Genomic DNA, 24,595 nt, shown 5'->3' with positions numbered 1-24,595 from the left:
CGCATGATCAGCAGACGAATCGCCCACAGAGCCGTCGCGGTGTTGCTCACCGCCGCGACCGCCCTCCCCCTCACCGCCGCCGCCCCGCCGCCCCCCGCCCCCGGCCCCGAGGCCGAGCTCGTCCCGGGCATCGCCCCCGGGCCCGCCCAGTTCTGGCAGATCGACTCGCCGGACCAGGTCCTCCCGCCCACGGTGTACGCACCCACGGCCGCGGAGGACGCCGTCGAACCCCGGGACGCGGTGCCGGGGACGTACGACCTCGTCGAGTTGGTCCCCCTCGGTGACGCCGTCGCGAACGTCGCGTGCAGCAAGCACACCGGGCCCTATCAGCGGGGCGTCGAGCGGTGGCTGAAGCTGAGGGTGGACGGCCGGCAGTCGGCCGCCGACTGCCGGGCGATCCGCGCGTTCCAGGTCAAGCACAAGATCAACCCCGCGATCGGGTTCGCCGGACCGGTCACCTGGGCGACCATGCAGCTCATCGGCGCCAGGAAGAATCCCAACGCCGCCAAGAAATGCCCCGTTCGCACCTACCGCGTCGCCTGTGTCGATCTCAGCCGGCAGCTCACCTGGGTGCAGAAGGGCAAGAAGGTCGTCTTCGGGCCCGTGCCCATGCGCAGCGGGCGGGCGGGGCACCGGACTCGTCTCGGGTGGCACACGATCTACTGGCGGCACAAGAACCACTGGTCGACGCTCTACAACTCGCCCATGCCCTATGCCCAGTTCTTCGACGGGGGCGAGGCCTTCCACGCCGTCTACGGGAGCATCTACACCACCGTCGGCTCATGGGGCTGCGTCAATCTGCGGCTCGCGGACGCCCGCAAGCTGTGGAGCGTGCTGAAGAAGGGCGACCGGGTGTACGTGTGGGGACGCAGACCCGGAACGTAACCGTCCGCGCAGCCGTCCGCCTGGCCGTCCGAGGGGACTGTCCGACCCCTCTGAGACACTGGGGACGCCATGACTGAGACAGCACCTGCCACGACCGCATCCCTGCGGGCCCGCGCCGAGATCGATCTGGGGGCCCTGCGGGCCAATGTGCGGGCTCTGCGCGCCCTCGCACCGGGGGCGCAGCTCATGGCCGTCGTCAAGTCCGACGCATACGGCCACGGGGCGGTGAGGTGTGCCCGGGCGGCCGTGCAGGCCGGGGCCGGCTGGCTGGGGACGGCCACGCCCGAGGAGGCCCTCGCGCTGCGGAAGGCGGGGCTGCCGGGGCGGATCATGTGCTGGCTGTGGACACCGGGTGGGCCGTGGGGCGAGGCCATCCGGGCCGACATCGATGTGTCGGTCAGCGGGATGTGGGCCTTGGCGGAGGTCACGCAGGCCGCCCGGCAGCTCAATACCCCCGCGCGCGTGCAGCTCAAGGCCGACACCGGCCTGGGGCGCAACGGCTGTCAGCCCGGCGCCGACTGGGTCGAGCTGGTCGCGGGCGCCCTGCGCGCCGAGGCCGACGGGCTCGTCCGCATCACCGGCCTCTGGTCCCACCTCGCCTGCGCCGACGAGCCGGGGCATCCGTCCATCGAGGCCCAGCTCGACCTCTTCCGCGAGATGGTCGCCTACGCCGAACAACAGGGCGTCCGCCCCGAAGTGCGGCACATCGCCAACTCGCCGGCCACGCTCACCCGTCCTGACGCCCACTTCGACCTCGTCCGCACCGGGATCGCGCTCTACGGCATCTCGCCCAGCCCCGAGGTCGGCGCCCCGGCCGACTTCGGACTACGGCCCGTGATGACACTCGCGGCGAATCTCGCGCTGGTGAAGCACGTTCCGGGGGGTCACGGCGTCAGTTACGGGCATCGTTACCTCACCCCCGGCGAGACGACCCTCGGGCTGGTGCCCGTCGGGTACGCGGACGGGGTTCCGCGGCATGCCTCCGGGAGCGGTCCGGTGCTGGTCGGGGGCAAGTGGCGGACGGTGGCCGGGCGGATCGCGATGGACCAGTTCGTGGTCGATCTGGGCGGGGACGAGCCGCCCGTCGGCGCGGAGGCGGTGCTGTTCGGGCCCGGAGACCGGGGCGAGCCCACCGCCGAGGACTGGGCGCAGGCCGCCGGGACGATCGCGTACGAGATTGTCACCCGCATCGGAACACGCGTTCCCCGCGTCTATGTGAACGAGGAACAAAGCGGGTAACCGCACAGGAGCCGACTGCGCCACCAGCGGTGCAGCGCAGGCCACACAGGCAACATCTGCATCACCTGACCCAGCGAACAGGAGCGGTACGTGAGCGAGAGCAGTGCGGAGGCCGTCGCAGCCGTCGTCTCCGCCACGGGGGCGGCCGGGAACTGGCGCAGGGCGACCGGTATCGCCGGCGCCGCGATAGGCGTGGTCGCCGCGGGGGCGGCCGCGGGTGTCGCCATCGAGCGGCTCACCGTCGGGCGCGGCATGCGCAAGAAGGCGAGACTCGCCCTCGACTCGACCGGGCCGTACGGCTCCCTGCGCGGCACACCGGGCAAGGCGTACGCCGATGACGGGACCGAGCTGTACTACGAGGTCGACGACGTCGATCCCGCTGCCGTGCCGGCGCTCGGGCCGCGTCGTCGGCGGCTGTTCGGGCGGAAGGCGCCGGCACCCGTCACGGTCGTGTTCAGCCATGGGTACTGCCTGAACCAGGACTCCTGGCACTACCAGCGGGCGGCGCTTCGGGGTGTCGTACGGACCGTTCACTGGGATCAGCGCAGTCATGGGCGGTCCGCGCGCGGGACGCGGCAGGTGCAGGACGGGAAGCCCGTCGACATCGAGCAGCTCGGGCGGGATCTGAAGGCCGTCATCGACGCGGCGGTGCCGACCGGGCCGATCGTGCTCGTCGGGCATTCGATGGGCGGGATGACCGTGATGGCGCTCGCCGACCATTACCCCGAGCTGATCCGCGACCGCGTCGTCGCCACCGCCTTCGTCGGTACGTCGTCCGGGAAGCTCGGTGAGGTCAACTTCGGGTTGCCCGTCGCGGGTGTGAACGCCGTACGGCGGGTGCTGCCGGGAGTGCTGAAGGCGCTGGGGCAGCAGGCCGCGCTGGTGGAGAAGGGGCGGCGGGCGACCGCCGATCTGTTCGCCGGGATCATCAAGCGGTACTCGTTCGCGTCGCGGGACGTCGACCCGGCGGTCGCGCGCTTCGCCGAGCGGATGATCGAGGGCACGCCGATCGACGTGGTCGCCGAGTTCTACCCGGCCTTCAGCGACCACGACAAGACCGCGGCTCTCGTCCACTTCGCGGACATGCCGGTGCTGGTGCTGGCCGGGATCGGGGATCTCGTCACACCCAGTGAGCACAGTGAGGCCATCGCCGACCTGCTGCCGGACGCCGAGCTGGTGCTGGTCCCGGACGCCGGGCACCTGGTGATGCTGGAGCACCCGGAAGTGGTCACCGACCGGCTCGCCGACCTTCTCACCCGTGCGGGCGCGGTCCCGGCAGGGGCTACCGTGGGTGGCTATGGAAGCACCAGCAGCACCGCACAACCCGGTTGAGACCCGGCTGACGGTCACCGCCCCCGAACAGATGCAGGACCTGGGCCGCCGCCTGGCCAAGCTGCTGCGCGCCGGTGACCTCGTCATGCTCGACGGCGAGCTCGGCGCCGGCAAGACGACTCTCACCCGCGGCCTCGGCGAGGGCCTGGGCGTGCGGGGCGCGGTCACCTCGCCGACCTTCGTGATCGCCCGTGTGCACCCGTCCCTGGGCGACGGTCCGCCGCTCGTCCACGTCGACGCGTATCGCCTGGGCGGCGGGCTCGACGAGATGGAGGACCTGGACCTCGACGTCTCGCTGCCCGAGTCCGTGATCGTCGTGGAGTGGGGCGAGGGCAAGGTCGAGGAGCTGACCGAGGACCGGTTGCACGTGGTCATCCACCGGGCGGTCGGTGATACGACGGACGAGGTGCGGCACGTGACGGTGACGGGGCTCGGCGAGCGCTGGGCCGCCGTGGATCTGACCGTGCTGTCGGTCTGATCACTGCGGTCCGATCACTGACCGTTTCCGTGAACGTTCCGACAAGACGTCGGCAAGATGTTGCATTTGCGGTCTTGAACGTGGTCACATGGTACCCAGCCTGTAGTTAGGTCTACCTAACTACGCCCGCCCCCGCTCATCAGGAGGCGTCCATGTCGGCCACGGAACGAGACGAGAAGCGGCCCCGCGTGGTGTCCGCGGTACCCATGCGTGAGTTGCTGGCGTCCTGCGCCGCCGCCGCTGAGATCTCCACGCCGCCACGTCTGCCCGATCCCGAGCTCTCCGAGCGGCCCGAGGCCGCCTGACTCAGCCGCCGAACCGCGCGAGCCAGTCGGTGTGCTGCGGCGACATCAGCTGCTCGGTGTCGGCCACGGTCTGGGGCCACTGCCCCTCCGGCGCGCTCCTGGCCAGGACGACCCGTTGCGTCTCCAGTGCCTCGCGCACCAGCTCGTGCGCGTACGAGAGCGGGTGGTGCCGTCGGGTCTCCATCCAGGCGACCCCGGTCGCGGCGGCGGCCGCCAGCAGGCCGCTCAGGTCCCAGTTGGCGGCGATACCGGTGCTCCTGGCCAAGGCAGCGCTCAGCGCCAGCAGGGTCAGCAGCACGGTCAGCATGGACCAGGCGGCGGCGGCCCGGTGGGCCTGGGTGGCCCGGCCGCCGTACCAGCCGAGCTGATCGAGGACACGGTCGCGCAGGTAGATGTCCTTCCGGGTGGCGAACGGCTGGACGCGCACCGTCCGCATGGCGCGGGTGATCTCGGGGTAGCGCGGATCGCCCGGCTGCTGACGGTTGCGGTCGCTGCGGTCGCTGCGGTCGCTGCGGTCGCCGCGATCGGCGGAGGGCTCCTGCCAGCCGATCCGGCGTAAAGGGCGCAGATGCTCCTCCAACTGTTGGTGGAAGAGTCCCTCGGGATCGGGAACCCCGGTGTGGAACGGCCCGCCGTGCACCATGTACTGCCAGGCCAGCGACTTGACGATCTCGGCGGCGTCGCGGTGCGCCTGCCAGTGGGCCTTTGCCCGGCGTCGCTGGATGACGACACCGGTGGCCACGGTGAGCCCGTACAGCAGGGCGGACAGCGCCGTGAGCACATGGCTGTTGAAGCGGTCGGCCAGCGTGGCGCAGCCGGTCGCCACGAGCAGCAGCGCCAGTTGGGCCTTGGTGGCACGGAAGGACTCGCTCTGACGGTTGAGCGCCCACTGGTCGTTGGTGCGGAACAAGGGCGGCAGGTCTTCGTGGCCTATCTTCGCGCTTGGCCCCGGAATGTTGTGTCCAGGAGTCGTCGCCGTCATGGGGGTCACCTCGCCATGAAGGGGGGAAGACTCATGGTGACTTGGAGTCGCACGGGTGCCAACACCGCGTAGTACGGGAGGGCTTGGGGTGCTGGCGAGATCGGACCGCAGAGGAACGCCCTGCCCTTCGCGTTCTGGTTCTTCGTTGATCTATGTGCTTCCCTGAGATGAGAACTGAACAGCACCACTCCGTCCGCAACTCAGCATACGGAGGGCTGAGTTGTGGCCTGCCACAGGTCCACATCCGCGGGTCCGGGACCACGCCCGGGGTTTCGCGGGGCGAGCGAGCACGGGGGGTCCATGGAGACGCCGGCGACTGACGTGGAGTTCGACGTGGTGAACCTCAGCGGTTCCGCGGCCGTAGAACTGGACGACCTGCCCGACAGCGCGCTGGGCCGGGCCATGAAGAGGGTTCGGCGGGATGCACTGGACCATCGCGCGGTGAACGCAGCCATGTTCGAATCGGCGCTCTGATGGGTGCGTGGGCAGGAGGTGGCACGTGCGGGACGCGAACCCTTTCGTCGAGTGGGTCGTCAAGGTTGCCCAGCCGTGCAATCTGGCCTGCGATCATTGCTATGTCTATGAGTTGCAGGACCATACGTGGCGGCACAAGCCGTCCGTCATGGCGACCGGGACCGCGGATCAACTGGCCTCCCGCATAGCCGAGCACGCCCGGAGTCACGCGCTGCCCCGCGTCCGGGTGACCTTGCACGGGGGTGAGCCGCTGCTCGCAGGACCGTCACGAATAGAACATCTCCTGGTGGTTCTGAGACGGGAGCTGCGTGGTGCGGCCGTTTGTGATATCTCGGTGCAGAGCAATGCGACTCTTCTCAATCCCTTATGGATGGACCTGTTCCGGCGACACGGCGTCTCGGTTGGCGTCAGTCTTGATGGCGGTCGCGACGCCAACGACCGTCACAGGCTCGCCAGGAACGGACGGAGCAGCTATGACTCCGTCCAGAGGGGGTTGGAACTCTTGCGCAGGCCCGAGAACAAGGCGCTGTTCGCGGGCCTGTTGTGCACGGTCGACCTCGCCAATCCACCGCTGAAGGTCTACGAGGCGCTCCTGGCCCATGAGCCACCGGCCGTCAACTTCCTGTTACCGCATGCCACTTGGGAACACCCGCCGCCCGGCCACGACCCGAATCGCACGCCGTATGCGAACTGGCTGTTGGCCGTATTCGAACGGTGGTACACGGCGCCGCACCAGGAGACCGGGATCCGGCTGTTCGAGGACATCATGGACCTCGCGCTGGGCGGTGACGTCCGGTCGGAGAGTGTGGGGTTGGCCGAAGCGGACTTCCTCGTGGTCGAGAGTGACGGGACGATCGAACTCTCCGACTCGCTGAAGGTCACCCGGGACGGCGGTGCCGCGACCGGACTCGACATCTTCGCGCATGACTTCGACACCGTCGCACGGCTTCCTGCCGTGGCCGAGGCCCGCCGCGGAGGCCTGGCCGCACTCGCCGACGTCTGCCGCGGCTGTGAGGTGGTGCGCCTGTGCGGCGGCGGCATCCGCGCCCACCGCTACCACCCGCGCACCGGCTTCGCCAACCCCAGCGTCTACTGCGCCGACCTGCGCGTGCTGACCACCCGTATCCGGGACCGCGTCGTGGCCGATGCCGCCGCCCTGCTCGGGAGCGCGTCGTGACGGCCCCGGCGATCCTGCGGATGACCGCCGAGGACTTCGCGAGCCTGGCGGCCTGTCAGCCGTCCTCCGACGCCCTGCGGGTCCTGCGGGACGGGCAGGTCTCCCGGCGCCTGCTGATGCTGATGGGTGTGGCCGAGGCGGCCCGCGACAGCGCGCCGCGGTTCTGGGCGACCCGGGGAGCGGCCGCCTGGGAACTGTGTGCCCGGGCCCGTCGAGCGGATGTACGGGCCTTCGAGGACGTGCTGCTGCACCCCCATGTCGGTGTCTGGCTGGGCCGCTGCCTGCGGGCGCTGGAGGGTCCACGCCCGACCGTCGGCGCTGACGCGGACCTCGCCCGGCTGGGAGGCCTGGCGGCCGCCGCCGCGTTACGTGCGGGACTGCGGCCGGACCTCGCTCTCCCGGCACCGGACTCGCTGCTCTGGCTGCCCACGTTGGGGGACGTCCGGCTGTCCGGGAGCACGGGCGAGGTGCGCCTGCGCGGCGACGTACTGGAGCTGGGCGGCCGGCTGGTCCGACTCTCCGACGATGACACGGCCCGGTGCGCCCCGCGCCGCCTGACCGTCGACTCCCTCCAGGGTGCACCGCCGTTGTCGGTCGTGCTGGAAGACACCGACCCCTACCGGGACGCGCACGGCCATCCGGTGCTGCCCCGCCAGACGGCCGGGCAACTGCACGCCTGGCAGGCGTCGGTGGCATCGGCCTGGGACGTGGTGACCCGCCTGGTCCCGGAACGCGCCGCGGCCTGTGCCGCTCTGTGGACGGCACTGGTGCCGCTGCGCCCTTCGTGGACCGGGCAGAGCGTGAGCTCCTCGGCACGGGAGGCGTACGGGGCGATCGCCGCCTCCTTCACCGCCGACCCGGTGCGACTGGCCGAGACCGTGGTGCACGAGAGCGCGCACATCGCCTTCGGAGCCCTCGCGGACCTGGCCGACCTCACGGATCCGGCGGACCGCACCCTGCACCAGGTCGGCTGGCGGGAGGACGCCCGCCCCGTCGGCTCCGTACTCACCGGAACCCATGCCCATCTGGCGCTCCTGGAGTTCTGGCGGCGCCGGTGGCAGGAACTGACCGGTGGTCAGGCCCGTGCCGCGGGGGCGCGGTTGCACCACTACGGCCGTCAGGTGGCCGCCGCCCTGCGGATCCTGCACGCCCATCCGGCCCTGACACCCATGGGAGCACGCTTCGTGACGCTCATGGCGGACGAGGCGGCACGGTGCGGCTTTCCCGTACGCCCGCTGCCCTCCGCTCGCCCCGACGCTCCGTCACACGTTCGGGTGGGATCTCGGGAGACGCAGCCCTTCACCCGGAAGCGTGCATCGACCTCCGGCGCACACGGAGGCGCGGGCCTGGCATGCCGTACGGCCGCGTGCGGACGGAAGACTGACGAGACGACACCGGGGGCGGGTTGATGAGGGTGCGTTGGTTCGGGGACGCGACGGCACGGCCGAGGCCGACAGGCCTGCCACCAGATTTTCGCCATGTTCGGAACAAACATCGACGCGTCGGCCGATCCGGCTCGCCCCGGGACCGCGTCGCCCCCATGGAGCCATCGTGAGCCACTTCTACTTGAGTCACGTTCGCACCGTCGACGAGGAGTGGGTCGCGTCGTTCTTTCACGACCTGTGCCAGGCCGTCGGCCGGCGCACCGGACGGCCGCCGGACAGCGTGGGTGTGCGGGGAGAACCACAGTCGTCGGACGTCTCGGTGGATCTGCTGGACCGGTCCACCGCCCTCGTCGTGCTGCACTCACCGCGCTATTTCAGCCAGTCGTACTGCCTGGCGGAGTGGTCCTACTTCCAGCGGCGGCTCAACCTGCACTGGTCCAGGACCGGTCGCCGGGCCGACGCCGTGGTGCCCCTGATGTGGGAACCCGATCCGGCCCAGGGGCTGGACACCGTCGTCCCGTACCCGCCCCTGCAGGTGGCCTCCGAGGCGTACCGCCGGGACGGCCTGCTGCACCTGCTACGGCTGAAGGCGCGCTACCGGTCCGCCTACGAGGAGGTGCTGCGGGCGGTCGCCGAGCGGATCGTCGCGGCCACGGAAGAGCTCCCCCAGGTCCACGGATTCGACGTCGCCGGCAGCCAGTCGCCCGTCGGCGGTCCCGTACCCGCCGGCGGTCAGACGGTCAGCTTCGTGTTGGCGTCCGCGGCGGAGGACGAACTGCCCAACGAACGGCAGGCGCGTCAGTACTACGGCAAGACCCCCCTGCAATGGTCCCCCTACGCCCCCGGGGAGCACGGGGCGCTGGTCTCGCTCGTGAAGAACACCGCCACCACACTCGACTTCACGGCGACCGTGCTGCCCCTGGACGACGAGACCGTCGACCGCATCAGCCGGGAAGGGGAACCGGAACAGCTCGTCGTGCTCCTGGTGGACGCGTGGGTGGCCGGCCTGGGTGAGAAGCGGCGGCTCCTCGCGGCCGTCGACGAGCGGAATCCCGAGGCGACCACGGCACTTGAACCGAGGGCCCGTGACGACACCGAGTCGGCCGAGCGGGCCGTCACCCTCGACGAACTCCTGGACCGCACGCTCCCTCTGATGCGCCGACGGCACAGCGAGTACGACCGCTGGGGCCTGGCGGACGCGGAGAGCTTCGTCTCCTCCCTGCGCAAGGTGCTCGTCCGCCTCCAGAACGAGGCGCTCAAGTCAGTGGAAGCCGTCCAGCCCCCGGCACCGTCGGCCGACGTTCCGCATACGTTTCCCCTGCTCGGAAGGTACTCGTCATGACGTTCGACTCGGGTGACGCCGACACCCGCGAGTCCGGCACGATCGTCACGTTCTACTCGTTCAAGGGCGGAACGGGCCGCACCATGGCGCTGGCGAACGTGGCGTGGATCCTGGCCAGCAACGGCAAGCGTGTGCTCGCCATGGACTGGGACCTGGAGGCACCGGGGCTGCACCGTTACTTCGCGCCCTTCCTCGGAGATCCGGAGCTCGACTCCACGCCCGGTGTCATCGATCTGATCCGCGGGTTCGACATGGCCGCCAGGCCCAGGCCGGCGGGCGGTGACTACAGCCGGCAGGCCCGGGTGGAGCGGTTCGCCTCGACCCTGGCGCTGACCTTCGACAGCGGCGGCTACGTCGACTTCATCTCGCCGGGACGCAAGACCCCCGAGTACTCCGAGATGATCAACACCTACGACTGGAAGGGCTTCTACGAACAGCGCGACGGCGCCGCGTTCCTGCGCGCCCTGCGCGAGGACATGCGGGGCAACTACGACTACGCCCTGATCGACAGCCGGACCGGCTGGAGCGACACCTCAGGAATCACCACCGTGCTGATGCCGGACGTGTTGGTGAACTGTTTCACGCTGAACACCCAGTCGGTGGACGGCAGCGCCAGCGTGGCCGGGGACGTACGGCGGGCGGCCCCGCATGTCAGGATCCTCCCGGTACCCATGCGGGTGGAGGACGCGGAGCAGGAGAAGCTCGCGGTGAGCCGGGGCCATGCCCGGCAGCGCTTCCAGGAATTCCTGAAGGACACTCCGCGGGCGGCCGACCCCGATGCCTACTGGGGCGCGGTGGAGATCCCGTACAAGCCCTTCTTCGCCTATGAAGAGGTCCTGGCCACCGTGGCCGACACCCCCCGTCAGCCCGCCTCCCTGCTCGGTGCCTACGAACGCCTCACCTCGGTGATCACGGACGGGCAGGTCACGGCTCTGCAGCCGGTCAAGGAGCCGGTGCGTCGGCAGATGCTCGCGCGCTTCCAGCGGGTGCCGGTGCCCGGAAGGCGCCTCGTGCCCCGGGTCCGGGTCGACTTCGCGCTGCGCGACGGCGCCTGGGCGGAGTGGATCGCGGCCCAGCTGCAGTCCGCGGGGATCGCCGTGTCGCTGCGCGGAAGCAGTCCGTCCATGCCGCTGTCCGGCGGTTCGGGCGATGGAACCGACGTGGTCATCGCGCTGCTGTCACCCGACTTCGCCACCACCCCGGTCGCCGACGAGGTGCGTGCGCTGGTGGATGCCCCCGAAGGGCCCAAGATCATCGGCCTGCGTACCCGGGAGCACCAACCGGAGCCGGCGCTGCGCGGACTGCCGGGATTCACGCTGGTGGACACGTCCGCCGATCAGGTTCTCGCCAAGGTGTTCGCCCTGCTCGAACTCGAGGCCTCGGGCTCCGTGGTCAGTGAGGGCATCACCTATCCGGGTCAGGTCCCCAGGATCTTCAACGTGCCGCGCCGCAACAACTCCTTCACCGGCCGCGACGTACAACTGGACCGGCTGCGGTCCGAGTTGAGCACCGAGTCGCTGCGTCCGGACACGCCGGTGGGCAAGGTGGTCCTGTACGGCCTCGGTGGCATCGGCAAAACCCAGATCGCGCAGGAGTACGTCCACCGGTACGGTTCCCAGTACGACCTCGTGCACTGGGTCCCGGCCGAACAGCCGAACCGGATTCCGCAGCTTCTCGCGGAGCTCGGCCTCGAGCTGGGAATTCCGGGCGACACGGTCGACGAACGTGCCCAAGCGACCATGACGGCGCTGAAAAATGGCGATTATGGTCGTTGGCTGCTGGTTTTCGACAATGTCACCGACAGCCAGGACGCAGACGGTGAGATCCAGAACAGGCACGAGGGAGACACGACGGTGGAACGGTACCTTCCCGCCGAGGGGCCGGGACACGTCATCCTCACCGCCCGGCGTTCGCCCCATGACGAGAACCAGCCCGCCCTGGAGGTCGACGCCTTCAGCAGGCCCGAAAGCATCGCGTTGCTGCGGCGCCGGGTGGACGGCCTGTCGGTCGAGGACGCCGACCGGATCGCCGAGACACTCGGGGACTTCCCGATGGCCATGGAGATCGCGGCGGCTTGGCTGCGCCAGACGGCCATGCCCCTGGACACCTACCTCGAGCGGGTCAACCACCAGGTCAGCGCGGTGCTGAGCGGGTCGGGCGGCAGTGGGGACAGTCAGCAGGAGTCCCTGCTCGCGGTCTGGCGGCTGACCGTCGACCGGCTCGGCAACGAGCGGCCCGCGGCGGTCCGGCTCCTGGAACTGTGCTCCTTCCTCTCCCCGGAGCCCATCGCGCAGTCCCTGCTCTACAGCGACGCCATGCGTAACCGCCTCGCCGAGGAGACCGGGGACGAGTCGGTGCTCGACGCCATGGTGATGGGGCAGGTGGTCAGGGACCTCGGGCGGTACGCGCTGGCCACGGTGGACCGGCAGAGCCAGTTCATCCAGGTTCATCGACTCGTCCAGGCCGCCGTGCGCGAATGGCTCGGGGAGGACGGCGCACGCCTGGACCGGACCCGGCACCAGGCGCAGCTCGTGCTGGCGGGAGCGCTGCCCTCGGCCGCCAACCCCGAGGACAGCTCGCCGGTGCGGCAGCGGTTCGCGGAACTGCTGCCTCACTTGGAACCCTCCGGAGCGCTGTACAACGCCGACGCACGTGTGTGCGAGTGGGTCATCCGTCAGGTCCGCAACCAGTGGCGGATCGGCGACCACCGGGCCGCCGCCGCGCTGGGGCTGAAGGCGCTCGACATCTGGAACGAGTCCCTGGGCGCGGACCATCACCTCAAGCTGCGGCTGGCCGCCCAGGTGGCCAACCCGCTGCGCTCCCTGGGCCGTTACAAGGAGGCCCACCAACTGGACGCCGACACCCTGAAGCGGCAGCGCGAGCAGTTGGGGTCGGACGACGGCTACACCCTGGTGACCGCCCGCAACTACGGCGGTGACCTGCGAGGTCTCGGGCGGTACCAGGAGGCGTACGACGAGGACCGCCAGACCTACGAGCTCTATCTGAACAGCCCGCACTTCGGTCCTGACCACGAGGACACCCTCCGGGCCGCGCACAATCTCGGTGTCTCGCTCATCCTGGCCGGCAGGCCCGGGGAGGCCCTGGAGCGTGCGACCGAGGCATACCAGCGGTCCCGGCAGGTCCTGGGCGTGCGGGACCGGCTCACCTGGGCCTTCGCGGGCCGGGTGGCGTTGGACCGCCGGGAGACCGGCGACTACCAGGGCTCCCTGGATCTGCTGGTCGAGATCCGCAAACGGTTCGTCGGCATCCTGAACGACGAGCAGGCCGACGACGTCCTGCGCACGGACGCGTCCCTCGCGGTGACCCAACGTCGTCTCGGCAACTACGCGGCGGCGGAAGCGCTGACCCGCTCCACCCTGAACGCGTACCGGCAGCGCTACGGCGAGGCGCATCCTGAAACGATGTCGTGCACGGCCAACCTCGCCTGCGATCTGCTCGCCCTGTCCACGACGGATCCGGTCCGGGGATCCGAGGCGGTGGACCTCGGGAAGCAGAACTTCGAGCGCTATCGCGGGCGGCTCGGCCCCGACCACCCGTTCACCCTGGCGGCCGCGACCAACCTGGTCGCCATCCTCAGGCGCCGGGATGAGACCGAGCACGCCCTGGAACTCGCCGACGAGACGCTCCCGCGCCTCGTGGAGAGGCTGGGCGCCCCCCACCCGGCCACGGTCGCCTGCCGGGCCAACCGGGCCGGAGTGCTGTCCGACATGGGTCGGCACGAGGAGGCGCTGGCCGAGGACGAGGTGGCCCACGAGGCGTACCGCGCCCTCTACCGCGACCATCATCCACGGGTGCTCTGCGCGGAGCACAACGTTGCGCTGGACCACAGCCTCATGGGTGACGAGGACGCCCTGCGGGACCTGAGCAGGGCGGCGCGGGCCGCCGAGCAGGAGTTCGGGGCCGAGCATCCCGTGGTGCGGATGATGAGTGAGCGGATGCGGATCGACTTCGATCTGGAGATGCCGCCGACCTGATCCGATGCACGTACGGCAACCGCCCCGGTCCTGCGCCGGGGCGGTCAGTTGTTCAGGGACGTCCCGTACTTGCGGACGAACCGCCGCACCGTGCGGTTCATCTCCTCCTCCCGCCAGGCGGGAAGACCCTCCAACCGGGTGTGCGCGCCGGTTGCGCCGAGGAGTTCGCCGTCCACCACGAAGAGGAACAGCAGCCCCACCGGGTACGCCGCATCGAGAGCTCTGACCAGGTCCGTGTCCGGGGCGTGCGGGACGATCACGACCACCGGGCCGAAGTCCTGTTCGTGCTCGCGCAGCGTCTCCTCGTCGTGGATGTCGAACTCCTCGAACAGTTCCTCCCCGATGTGCTGGACCAGATCCCCCAGGACGCCGGCGCCCGCGCTGAGCGTGACGACGAAGTGGTCCCAGGGCAGCGGCTGTTCACTGGCCCGGTGGACGTATCGGCGTGCCGTCTCCGTGGACCGCGCGGGCAGCACCGCGACCCGGGGAGAACCGTCGCCGGCCACCCGGCGGATGCGGTCCGCCTCCATCGCGGGCACCCGGGCATGGGTCACGCTCAGCTGGATCAGTTCCCGTGAGGCCTCCGGACCGGACAGCGGCAGCAGCTCGGTGAGAGCCGCGCGCAGCGGGTCGGCCTCGGGCTCGCTCGGCCGTTCGGTCAGCAGGCCCGAGGCGAGCCGATGGCGCATCAGCAGGGACAGCATCTCGACGGGGACCCCCAGCAGCGCACCGGCCCGGCTCAGGCTCTCCGCGTCCACCTCGCGCAGATGGTGGACGACCCGGTGATGCACCTTGGCTCCGCTCAACTCCGCCCGCATCAGCTCCAGTTGGGGCCTTATGCCGCGTCGTACGGACTCGATGTCTGCGCCGCCGGGCCACTCCACCATCTGGCGTCTGTTCGGGTTGAGCGATCCGAGCCCGCTCCTCTCCAGCGCGTCGAGGGTCACGTCCGGCAGCATCAGCAGGATCACCGGGAATCCGTCGTGCCGGTTGCGCAGTTCCGCCATGGCCAGCTCGTTCTGTACGTGCTCGGATCGCAGGGCGTGGTTCGAGACGATCAGGAGCATGCCGTGCGCGCTGCCCATGCCGTCGGATATGGCCTCCATCCAGTCCTGTCCCGGCACCAGAGACTCCCGGTCCACCACGACCGGCTCGCAGCCCTCCTGATACAGCAGCTCCTCCATGGCACGGCGGGCCGGCCAGCAGTTGCACGTACAGCCCTGCGGTTCGCTGCGGCTGAGGAAGACATGGGGGGCGGGCATGGGACTCCTCGTACGGGACCGGGGCATGTCAGCGGGCGGGCGGGGCGAAGGGGTCGGGCCCGGTCGGTGATGGGTGCGCGTCCGCGCGGATCCGGAACCAGCGGGTGCGGCCGACGCCGAGCCGGACGGTGACCAGGCCGTCGGTGGACGGGCGTAGGACCGGTGGACCGTCGGCCGACGGCCACAGCACCGGCGGCCCGTCGGGCGGGTCGTCCGGGCCGTCACGGGCGATCTCGATCAGCTCGGTCCGCGCGGTCGTGTCCGGCAGGGACACCCAGGCGGTGACCGGGGCGGCAGCCGTGCTGGTCAGGCAGAGGACGCTCTGTCCGGCATGGTCCCGGCGGACGGCGGTCACCCCTGTCGCACGGGTGGGCACCCACTCGACCCCGCCGTGGCGCAGGGCGAGCTGTCCGGCGCGGGCCGCGAGCAGGGGCCGTAGCGCCGGATCGGCCGGGAACGAGGCGGGGACCTCATGGCATCCCGAGAGTGCCAGGAGCAGACAGGCCCGCGGTCTCGGGAGGCCGTCCGGGAGGACCCAGGTGCCGTACGACGAGAGGGGGGTGGCGGGGTCGGCCGGCTCCGGAGGCGGGTCCAGGGCGAGGTGCCCGGCGCCGAGCGCGTCGGCAGCGCCGCCCGTCGTGACGACCGCCGACTCCGGGTAGGCGTCCAGCAGATGGCGCAGGCGGGTGAGCAGGGGCGTGGGCCACCGGCCGGCGTCTGGGAGCCGGAGCCCGTCGATCGGCGCCTCCAGTAGCTCGTAGGCCCGCCTGAGCACCTCGCTGTCGGGGGAGTACTCGTCCGGGGGCGCCAGTTCCGCCAGCACGCGCAGCCCCTCCTCGTGGGCCCGCGCCAGCAGCCCGGTGAACTCCTCCGAGCCCGGGGGCAGGGAGGCGGGCAGTGTGATGTGTCCGATGCCCCCGTGCCTGATGCCGGACGGCAGCGTGGTGTTCCGCGCCGACAGCACGATCCCGACGCTGTCCCGGAGCCAGCCGGGCCCCGACTCGTCCGGCGGGATGGGCACCGGCCCCGGTGTGAGCAGATGGGTCTGGCCGTTCTCCGCGCGGATCTCCACCTCGCCGCCGTGCCCCGACAGCAGGAGCAGCCCGCCCGCCGCCGGATGAACCTCCCGTACCCGGAAGGGCGTTGGGGCCGCGGTGACCGCGCCGCCGTCAGGCCAGGCCAGCCGCAGCAGCCGGCCACCACCGTCCGCGGCGACGACCAGACCGGCTTCGGGAAGCAGCGCCAGCGAGGAGGCGGACGCCGGCAGCGTGCCCAGCACAGTGGGGGGACCGGGCGTCGCGCCGGCCGCACCGGGCGCGGGGGCTGTCGTGCCGTCGGCTGCATCGCCGTCGGCCGCGAGGTCTGTCGTAGCGCCGAATGGACCTTCCCGAGCCGAGGGGGCCGTCGTGGCGTCGGCTGGACCGCCCCCGGCCGCGAGGCCCGTCGTGGCGTCGGCCGTACGGCCCCCGACCGCGGCACCCCTCACCCCGTGCACCCGTCCGTCCGCCGTGGCCCACACCACCGCACCGGACCACGGGTCGCCGCACAGGGCGGTGACCTTCGGCCCCGGCTGCCGGCGGATGGGTTCGGTCTCCGCGGGTGCGGTCAGGTAGTGGAGTGTCACACCGCCGTGCGCGTCCGCCGCGGCCACCAGGCCGGCCCGCACCGAGCACCACAGCCGTACCACCGGGGCCGGATGCGACAGTGTGCCCAGTGTCCGGGCGGGGGCGCCGTCGTCGACGAGGAGTACGTCCGTGCCCGTGGCCAGGCACAGCACGCCGCGTTGTGCCGTGCGGGACCAGCCCACGGCCGTCGGCCGCGTCGGCAGCGGATGCCGTACGGCGTCGACCGTGCCGTCCACGGCAGTCGTCACCACGTGCAGCCCGTCGTCGTCGACGACCGCCGTGGACGCCGGGCCGGCGTCGGCGACCGCGAGCAGCCGTGGCTCGGCGGGCAGGGCGACCGAGAGCACGGACTCGCCGTCGTCGACGCGCAGCACGGTCCGGCCGTCCGCGGTCGTCGCGACCGCCGCGCGGTGGCCGGCCCGCGCACACAGCAGGGTGCCGCCCAGCTCCGCCTGCGCGGTCAGGACGGTTCCGTCCGCGCGGGCCTCGGCGGCCACGCTCAGGCTGAGGGCGGTGTGCTCGCCGTCGTGGAGGTCCAGTTCGTGCCATTCGGCGCCGGGCAGCGCGCCGCGCAGCCGCAGCCGGACCCGGCCCGCCCCGCTCGCCCCGCAGACCAGGGCGCCGCGTTCCGGAGGGCGGCTCAGAGCCAGGCCGTCCGGCTCGACCCGGACCCCGATGTCCACCTCGGTGTGGACCAGCGCCCGCACCGTCCGTACCTCGTCGGCGTCGGCCCGGGTCACCAGACCGGGCGGCGGTTCCATGCCCAGCCGCTCCGCCGCCATCATCTGCAGCCGCCAGGCCGGCAGCGAATCCCGTACGGCCTCCGGCAGCCGGGGCAGGAAGTGCAGGATCCAGCGGCCGGCCTCGGCGGCCGCCGGGCCCTGGGCGAGCACCTGCCGGAAGAGCGGGGTCAGGGCACGTTCGACGTCGGCCTCGGCGGGCGGCGGGCCGATGGTCGCCGACCACAGCAGTTCCTCGAAACCGCGGACGAGGGGCGGTGCGCAGCGATGGGCGGACAGGGTGAAGTCGCGGACCGAGCCGAGCAGCACCGGATCGTGGACGTACAGTTCCCGCCGCAGCGCGGCGCTCACCTCCGGATACAGCACCAGGGCGCGGCTGTCGGCGGCCTCCACCAGCGGTGAGAAGCACAGCCGGGCCTCCAGGCCGGTGCCGCTGTCCGGAGCGAACCGGAGCCGGGCGCCTCTGAGGAAGTACGGCTCCGCCTGGGCGGCCAGGCACAGCGACCGGGCCAGCCGGACCACGTCGGGCTGGAACCGGCGCTGCTCCGCGATCAGCCGGGACGCGCCGCTGCGCTCGGGCGCGGCCGTCATCGCGGCCGCCCGGCCCGGCGCGGGTCCTGGCGGGCCGCGGTCTGGGCGAACCGTACGGACACCCGGCGATCCAGCGGGACCAGCCCGACCGCCTGACGGACGGCCACCGGGTACTCCTCCGCCGGATAGGGGGTCAGACAGACGACGGGGCTGCCCGCCTCGCGCAGCCGCCGCAGATACGGCAGCCAGCGCGCCGGCGAGGAGTGGTGGCGGCCGGGCAGCGGTGGCTGCAGGTGCCCGAGGTCGGACAGCAGGAGCACCGGCTGTCCGTGCGGCGGCACCGGATGGGGGTCCCAGGTGCGCCCCCGGTCGCGGCTGACCCCCTGGGCGATGCGCAGGTCCAGAACGCGCAGCCCGCCCGGTGGCAGGATGCGGGCCGCGAGCCGGGCGGCCCACTCCTGGTCGTGCCGGAAGGGACGCATCGACTCGCCTCGGTCGATCAGCAGCAGCACCCCGGCACGGGTGGTGGACCGCTGCCGGTAGGGCACACGCGGCCGGGCGCCCCGGCCACCCGCCAGGCTCCGTACGGCCATGTCCACCAGCCGGAGGTGGTCGACCGCCCGGCCGGTCCGGCGGGTGGCGGCCAGCGCGAGGAAGATGGCCCGCTCGGTCCGCGGGTTCCACGGCGGCGCGGGCCGCGGCGGAGCCGTCGCCCAGGGCACGTCGAACGCCTCGGCGTGGCCGAGGAGTGCCTCGGCGCCGTCGTCGCGGGGGTCGGTCGCAACGCTCTCGCGCCACAGCGGGTGTCCTGCCTCCAGGTCCGGCGCCGGGCGCGCGGCGCGGATCAGGAGGAGCGAACCGCCGGTGGGCGGCGTGGTGTCCGGGTCGGGTGGCTGCTCCGGAGGGCTGTCGGGGGAGCCCGGTGTCCCCGGACTCGGGTGGTTCGGCCCTGTGGAGGTGCCGCCCCCGCCGGGCGCCGAGGGCGCGGTGTGCGCCGACGACGCGTCCGTACCGGCCGGGCCCGTGCGGGCGGCCGTACCGTCGTCGCGGGACCGCCTCGCGGGGTCCGCGGCGCCGGGGTCCTCCGAGACCGTACCCCCGTCGCGGGACCGCCGTGCGGGGTCCGTGGCGTCAGGGCCCTCCGGGGCCGCACCGCCGTCCGGGGAGGGCCGCGCAGGGTCCGTGGCGCGAGGGCCTCGGTCGCTCGACGCGTCGGACGGACGGGCGGAGGCGGAGGGGCTGCCGAAGGACAGCGTGAGTCCCATGGCCGCCGCCAGCGTGGCCAGTTCGTCCGGATCGGACACCCCCAGGACGCGGGCCGACCGCAGCAGGTCCCCCAGGTGGGCCGGGCCTGTGCTCATGCGTAGGCGGAGGTGTCGGGGGAGCCCTTCACCATGGCGAGGTCCGCGACGGCCCGCCACTCACCGGAGTCGGCCGTCAGGCCCATCTGGCGACAGGCCCGCAGGGTGTCGAGGAACTCGGCGGTGCTCGCCGTCGGCCGGGTCGCCACCGACCCGTTCTCGAACATCTCGGCCAACTCCACGGCGAGCGCGTCGTCGTAGTCGTCGCCCATGTGCAACCGGGCGACCTCCAGGAGGTGTTCGCGGTCCGGTGGCTCCAGCTGCAGCTGGATGCAGCGGCGCAGGAACGCGGCGGACAGCTCCCGCTCCTGGTTGCTCGTGATCACCACGAGGGGCGCGCCCATGCCCTCGGGTGCCGTCACCGTCCGGCGGTCCGGTCCCACGAAGCGGAGGTTGTTGAGCGGGTCGAGAAGGGCGTCCGGGACATCGGGGTCGGCCTTGTCGATCTCGTCGATGAGGACCACCGCCGGACGGTCGCGCAACGCGGGCACGCCTCCTTCGTCCACGGCCGGATCGAGCGCCTTCCACAGGGGGCCCGGCCGGAAGTAGGCCCGGGAACCGGGATGCCTGAGCCGGCCGCGTGTGGCGTCGTTGAGCCGGCGGAACGCCTCCTCGCGCCACAGCAGGTCGTGTGGTTCGGTGCGGGCGGTGACCACCTCCGCGTAGTAGCGGAAGCGCATGAGCCGCGCCACGTTCGGTGCGAGCGCCGACTTGCCCGAGCCGGGCGGGCCGAGCACGAGCAACGGGCGGCCGGACGCCAGGGCGACGTTGACGGCCAGGACGGTCCGGTCGTCGAAGAGATACACCTGGTCGTCGAGGCGGGCCGTGTCGCGCACGGGTATGCGGCCGACCTCCGTGGGCCGCTCGGACTCCCCGGCAGGGTCGAAAAGCTTGATCAAGCCTACTGTCCCCCATCGTCAGCGTGTGGCTCCGGCGCAGCGCGTCCGGTTGCTCTCTTCCCCATGGCACCCACCGCACACGCGGCCGCGCTCCGTCGGTGAAGCCGTCAGTCCTGGGGCCGGCGCCGTATGCGGACCTCAGGGAACCCGGTGCCAGGCCGGGCCGCCGGAACGGTCGGGCCGGACGGGCCGGGCCCCGGGCCGTGGGCCACCAGGTCCACCCCGCTCAGCCAGGGCGCCCGGCGCAGGGCGTCCGGCACCGGCAGGTCCGGCCACGGGTCGATGCCGAGGAACATGACCGCCGAGGTCTCGAGTGCGGTCAGATCCCGCAGGTTCGGGCAGCGCAGTATCCGCACCGACCGAAGTGACCGGCAGGCGTCCAGCTCGGGCAGTGCGACGAGCGCCGGATCGTCCGTGAGGACCAGCGAGCGCAGCCCGGGCAGCCGTGGCAGCGCCTCGGCCAGCCCCTCCACGGGGCCCGAGCAGCAGAGTTCCGGCACGGGGGTGCCGGCCCGGAGCAGGGCGCGCACCTCGGCGGACGACCGTACGCGCACCCGCCGCACGGACGCACGAGGGCGCGGGCTCATGGCCGGCAGCCGCCGGGGCGGGCGGCCGGGCGGCGCCAGGACACTGCGCGAGGTGCCGTTGTCGGACTCGGCCGCCCGCAGCTGGTCCAGCAGCTTGCGGAGCCCGGGGGAGGGGTGCCGTAGGAGCAGCTCGTCGGTGTTGGTGCCGGGCGCGTGCGCCAGGTGGTAGGCCGCCAGGAAGGTCCTGACCTCGGGGCCCGGGAAGGCCACGGTGTCGGGGCCGGGACGGAACACCACGCCGGCCCGGTCCGCGAGTGCGGCCAGCAGCCGCTCCGGCGACGCGGCGTCGGATGCACCGGGGTCGCGCAGGGCGCCCAGCGCGGTCCGCAGCGGGATGCGGGAGCTGTCCAGTCCGAGCGTGGCGACGGCCAGCCGGCCGGAGGCCGCCCGCAGGACGCTGTCGGGCACCTGGTCCGCGGTGAGACCGGGTACGGGAGGACCGGCCGGCCCGGGCTGTGCCTCACGGCTCCGCCGCCAGACCGCCGAGACGCCGGCCCGCAGCAGCCTGTGCCGGGGAACCGGCCCCGGTCGGCCGGGGCCGCTCGCCGCCCGCACCAGCGCCGCCACGGCGGCCGGGCGCGTGGACACGCCGACGAGCAGCGGGTCCATGTCGAGCTGCCGGGTGAGGAGGGCGCGGGCCTGCCGGTCCTCGGCGGTGGCCGCCGTCAGGGAGGCGAGCAGGGTGCGGACGCCGTCCGGGGACAGCGGACTCAGCCCGACGACCCGGAAGGCGTCCCCGAGCCGGGCCCAGGGCACTCCGGTTCCGTTCGTGGCGATGACGCACGGCGCCTGGGGGTGGGCGTCGAGCAGACGCAGGAGCTGGTTCCACACGGCGGCGCGGTTGCCTTCGGGCACCGCGTCCAGGTCGTCGACGGCCAGGAAGGCGCGTCCGGACCGCAGTTGGCGGGCGGCCCAGCCCGCCGGTTCCTGCGGGGCCGCCAGCGGAGCGAGCGTCGGCACCATCCCGTTCAGCCGGGGCAGCGCCCCCGAACGCGCCGACAGCAGGAACGGTATCCGGCAGCCCCAGGGCGCCCGGCCCGCGCCGGCCGGTCCCCGTCCCGGGTCGTCCAGCGCCTGTCCGGCGAGCCGCGCGAGTTCGGTGCTGTGCCCGGCCCCGGTGGGACCGACGAGAAGGATGCGCCGTCCCAGCTCCGGCAGCCGCTCGGTGGCCGTGCCGGGCTCCGCCGGAGGTGGTTCCTGCGCGTCCCCGCTGCCGCGGTCCCTCAGGGTGCGGGCGACCGGCATCGCGGGCAGGACCGGTGCCACCTCCTTGCGGAACCGCTCCGTGAAGGCGGTGTCGTCCGCCGCCAGCGCGTCGGGCGGACTCCCGGCGGAACGGTCGTCCAGCTCGGGTGCCGGGGCCGTGCCCTCGGCCAGCGCGGTCATACGGGCCACGATCCCGTCGAGGACCCGGTCCAGCGCCCCGCGGTAGCGCGGGGCCTGCATCGTCATCAGGGCCAGCCCCAGCGAGCGGTACTCGGGCGGCTGGCCCGCGGAGAACGTGTCGGCCGCGGCGACCGGCCCCGGCAGCCGCCGCTCGACCGGCTCCCAGACCAGCGGCAGGGCCGGCTGCGGGGCGGTCCCGGTCCGGGCCTGCCCCAGATTGCGGCGCAGCGTCAGGACCGCCCAGTCCTGGTGGGCCGGACCCTCGTTGAAGTACGCCGGGCTGCACAGGGCCAGCACGATGTCCGCGGTCTCGACGCCGTACGTCCGGTCCTGTCCGCCCCGCCCGTCCGCTGCGCCCGAGGGGTCCGGTGGCGGGACGAGGCGGTGGAAGACCGGGCCGTCCACGGCGTCCAGGCGCCGTCTCAGCTCGTCCAGGAATCTCGCGACCCAGGCTTCGTCCCTGCCGCGCACGTAGCTGACGGCGTAGCGGTACACGGGCACCATCCCATCCCCCGGCGGTAATGCGGCTTGCGTACCTGCTTTCCAGTTTCTCACGAGCCGGGCGACCGGCCGTGGCAGAATCCCCGCCATCAACTCGTAACCATTCAGGGTTTATTGGCGAATTGTCAGGTACTATGCCGAACGTGTGCGTCGGGGAGCAGCCCCTGGGGAAGAAGCAGGCGAACCTGCTCACTGCGATCATGCGGGGGGTGCCTGTCCTGGGACTCGGCAAGGAGCCCCATGTGCTGACCGACGGGGACGTCCGCAGCGCTCTCGGCACCCTTCCGCCGGGCACCGACGCGCAGGAGACCGGCGAGGTCAATCGAGCGCGTCCGCGGCTGCTGAACGCGATCATCGGGGCCGAGGCCAGACGCACGGGCTACGTCCGGGGCCTGCCCCGCCATGGCGTCGAGCCGCTGCTGCGGACCGTCGGCGAGGCCGTCCGCGCCCCCCTGGTCCTGCGGGTCGTGTACGGCGCCAGTACCGAGGTGCCGCTCCGTGCGCTCAGCTATGTCCTCCCGGCCGTCCGGATGGCGGCACGGCTGACCGAGGCCGGCCACCGCGCCGCCCACCTCCAGATCGTGCTCGCCGGTGCCCTCGGCTGCCGGGTCAACGGACTGTCCGGGCCCGTCGTGGCCGCGGAGACGGACCTGCTCGCCCGCCGGCTCGACCGGCTTCTGTCGTCGCTGGCTCCCGGGCGTTACGGGGTGTACGGCACGCTGCCGTCGGCCGATGTCCTCGACGCGCTGAGCGACCTGGTGCGGAGCCTGACCCCGGCCCGGCGGGCCGAGGTCGTCGAGCGGCTCGGCGGCAAGGGCGGCGCCACCGCCGACGAGCAGACCCTGCTGTACGCGGCCGCCCACGTCCTGGTGCACGACCGCGCCGCCGTCCCGCTCGTCCTGGAGCAGGGCAGTCCGGTGCCGGAGAACGCCAGGGTGATCGACATCGGCAGTCTGGAGGAGCGCCACTTCCACGACGTACGACGCCTGTTCGCAGCCGGAGCGGCGGACGGCACCGGTCCCGGGGCGCTGGTGCTGTCCCGGCACTCGGTGCCGCCGTACACCATGGCCAGGGGCGGGGACGTGGGACTGCGCGAGTTCCTGGACGGGACCGGCACGCAGGGCAGACCGCTGGCCTCCGCGGTCCGCCACGACCTGCGGCTGCTGTGGACCGTGCTGCCGCCGGACGAGCTGCGCGAAGTCGTCGGAGTCCGGCAGGAAGCGCTGCGATGACCACTGGTCCCGTCCGCCCCGCCGGCTCGCCCGGTCCGCTCGGCCGCGAGGAACTCCTCGCCCGGTGGCGGGCGTTGGGGATCCGGCCCGGTGACACCCTGCTCGTGCACGCGTCCCTGAGCGCCCTCGGGACGGTACGCGGTGGAGCCCGGGCGGTTGCCGACTCCCTGCTGGACGTGCTGGGCGAGGAGGGCACCCTCGTCGTCTACACACAGACCCCCGACAACTCCGACCCGTCCCGCTGGCCCGTCACACGGGGCTATGCCGTGCCGGCCGGGGAGTGGCCCCGGCTGCGTGCCTCCCTGCCCGCGTTCGACCCCGCGCGGACCCCGAGCTTCGGCGTCGGCGTCCTGCCCGAGGAGGTCCGCACCCGTCCCGGGGCGCTGCGCAGCGGCCACCCGCAGAGTTCGTTCGCCGCCCTCGGGCCGGCCGCCGCGCGGATCACCGCCGGGCACGCCCTGGACTGTCACCTGGGCGAGGACTCCCCGCTCGCCCGGCTGGAGGAACTGGAGGCACGGATCCTGCTGCTGGGCGTGGGCTACTCCGTCTGCACGGCCTTCCACCTGGCGGAGTACCGGGTGCCGGGGCAGGGCACGCGGGACTACGGCTGTGCGGTGGCCGACGGTTCGGGAGGGCGGCGCTGGCACCGCTACCGGGACGTGGACTTCGACGCCTCGGTCTTCGCGGAGCTGGGCGAGTCCTACGAGTCGCTGGCGGAGCGGCCGGTGGCCCGGGGCCGGGTGGGCCGGGCCGACTGCCGCCTCTTCGCCCTGGCCCCTGCGGTGGCGTACGCGTCCAAGTGGCTGACCGAGCGACGATCGAGCACCGAGGACGGCTCGTACGCGATGCCGTGACGCTGCCGCGGCTCGTACGGCCC

The 24,595-nt window shown here is 72.5% G+C and carries 18 protein-coding genes; 12 read left to right on the top strand and 6 right to left on the bottom strand.

Annotated features, from left to right (window positions below):
* Positions 1-3: 3 nt before the first annotated feature.
* The 5 genes from ACWC09_RS09175 (at position 4) to ACWC09_RS09155 (ending at position 4,239) form a co-directional block, all read left to right on the top strand.
* Positions 4-885, top strand: coding sequence for a L,D-transpeptidase family protein (locus tag ACWC09_RS09175; RefSeq protein WP_450849906.1), 882 nt, complete (start codon positions 4-6; stop codon positions 883-885).
* 69 nt (positions 886-954) lie between these two features.
* A complete protein-coding gene (gene alr / locus ACWC09_RS09170; RefSeq protein ID WP_450849905.1) occupies positions 955-2,124 on the top strand; it encodes an alanine racemase in 1,170 nt (389 codons plus the stop codon).
* 90 nt (positions 2,125-2,214) lie between these two features.
* Positions 2,215-3,456, top strand: a complete 1,242-nt coding sequence (locus ACWC09_RS09165) for an alpha/beta fold hydrolase (protein ID WP_450849904.1) — start codon at positions 2,215-2,217, stop codon at positions 3,454-3,456.
* Entirely contained in the window at positions 3,422-3,934 is a 513-nt protein-coding gene (gene tsaE, locus ACWC09_RS09160) for a tRNA (adenosine(37)-N6)-threonylcarbamoyltransferase complex ATPase subunit type 1 TsaE (protein WP_450849903.1), read from the top strand. Before ACWC09_RS09165 ends, tsaE begins: the two co-directional genes overlap by 35 nt.
* A 152-nt stretch (positions 3,935-4,086) precedes the next feature.
* Positions 4,087-4,239, top strand: coding sequence for a hypothetical protein (locus tag ACWC09_RS09155; RefSeq protein WP_450849902.1), 153 nt, complete (start codon positions 4,087-4,089; stop codon positions 4,237-4,239).
* 1 nt (position 4,240) lies between these two features.
* On the opposite strand, the gene ACWC09_RS09150 is transcribed toward ACWC09_RS09155, so the two are convergent.
* On the bottom strand, positions 4,241-5,149 hold the full coding sequence (locus ACWC09_RS09150) for a DUF4231 domain-containing protein (RefSeq protein ID WP_450849957.1): 909 nt from the start codon (positions 5,147-5,149) through the stop codon (positions 4,241-4,243).
* 372 nt (positions 5,150-5,521) lie between these two features.
* Here ACWC09_RS09150 and fxsA point away from each other — a divergent pair, with 372 nt between their 5' ends.
* From fxsA to fxsT, 5 genes are all read left to right on the top strand, one after another.
* Positions 5,522-5,695, top strand: a complete 174-nt coding sequence (gene fxsA, locus ACWC09_RS09145; protein WP_450849901.1) for an FxSxx-COOH cyclophane-containing RiPP peptide — start codon at positions 5,522-5,524, stop codon at positions 5,693-5,695.
* Between the two features lie 25 nt (positions 5,696-5,720).
* Positions 5,721-6,872 carry an FxsB family cyclophane-forming radical SAM/SPASM peptide maturase gene (locus ACWC09_RS09140; RefSeq protein ID WP_450849900.1) on the top strand — a complete coding sequence of 384 codons (1,152 nt, stop codon included), beginning with the start codon at positions 5,721-5,723 and terminating at the stop codon, positions 6,870-6,872.
* Positions 6,869-8,281 carry an aKG-HExxH-type peptide beta-hydroxylase gene (locus tag ACWC09_RS09135; protein ID WP_450849899.1) on the top strand — a complete coding sequence of 471 codons (1,413 nt, stop codon included), beginning with the start codon at positions 6,869-6,871 and terminating at the stop codon, positions 8,279-8,281. The genes ACWC09_RS09140 and ACWC09_RS09135 overlap by 4 nt, the downstream gene beginning before the upstream one ends.
* Before the next feature lie 142 nt (positions 8,282-8,423).
* On the top strand, positions 8,424-9,599 hold the full coding sequence (fsxC, locus tag ACWC09_RS09130; protein WP_450849898.1) for an FxsC protein: 1,176 nt from the start codon (positions 8,424-8,426) through the stop codon (positions 9,597-9,599).
* Positions 9,596-13,594: an FxSxx-COOH system tetratricopeptide repeat protein gene (fxsT, locus tag ACWC09_RS09125; RefSeq protein ID WP_450849897.1), complete on the top strand. Its 3,999-nt coding sequence runs from the start codon at positions 9,596-9,598 to the stop codon at positions 13,592-13,594. Before fsxC ends, fxsT begins: the two co-directional genes overlap by 4 nt.
* A 44-nt stretch (positions 13,595-13,638) precedes the next feature.
* Here fxsT and ACWC09_RS09120 read toward each other — a convergent pair whose 3' ends face one another.
* The 5 genes from ACWC09_RS09120 to ACWC09_RS09100 form a co-directional block, all read right to left on the bottom strand.
* Entirely contained in the window at positions 13,639-14,856 is a 1,218-nt protein-coding gene (locus tag ACWC09_RS09120; protein ID WP_450849896.1) for a toll/interleukin-1 receptor domain-containing protein, read from the bottom strand.
* A 28-nt stretch (positions 14,857-14,884) separates the two neighbouring features.
* Positions 14,885-17,812: a hypothetical protein gene (locus tag ACWC09_RS09115; protein ID WP_450849895.1), complete on the bottom strand. Its 2,928-nt coding sequence runs from the start codon at positions 17,810-17,812 to the stop codon at positions 14,885-14,887.
* Positions 17,809-19,113, bottom strand: coding sequence for a hypothetical protein (locus ACWC09_RS09110; protein ID WP_450849894.1), 1,305 nt, complete (start codon positions 19,111-19,113; stop codon positions 17,809-17,811). Before ACWC09_RS09110 ends, ACWC09_RS09115 begins: the two co-directional genes overlap by 4 nt.
* Positions 19,110-20,012, bottom strand: a complete 903-nt coding sequence (locus tag ACWC09_RS09105) for an AAA family ATPase (RefSeq protein WP_450849893.1) — start codon at positions 20,010-20,012, stop codon at positions 19,110-19,112. The genes ACWC09_RS09110 and ACWC09_RS09105 overlap by 4 nt, the downstream gene beginning before the upstream one ends.
* Positions 20,013-20,119: 107 nt before the next feature.
* Positions 20,120-22,489: a large ATP-binding protein gene (locus tag ACWC09_RS09100; RefSeq protein ID WP_450849892.1), complete on the bottom strand. Its 2,370-nt coding sequence runs from the start codon at positions 22,487-22,489 to the stop codon at positions 20,120-20,122.
* Positions 22,490-22,620: 131 nt separating this feature from the next.
* Between ACWC09_RS09100 and ACWC09_RS09095 the strand changes: the two genes are divergently transcribed.
* Entirely contained in the window at positions 22,621-23,718 is a 1,098-nt protein-coding gene (locus ACWC09_RS09095) for a hypothetical protein (RefSeq protein WP_450849891.1), read from the top strand.
* A complete protein-coding gene (locus tag ACWC09_RS09090) occupies positions 23,715-24,572 on the top strand; it encodes an aminoglycoside N(3)-acetyltransferase (protein ID WP_450849890.1) in 858 nt (285 codons plus the stop codon). The genes ACWC09_RS09095 and ACWC09_RS09090 overlap by 4 nt, the downstream gene beginning before the upstream one ends.
* Positions 24,573-24,595 lie beyond the last annotated feature (23 nt).

The organism is Streptomyces sp. NPDC001617, from assembly GCF_053596855.1.
This window is presented reverse-complemented; position numbering and strand designations above follow the sequence as displayed.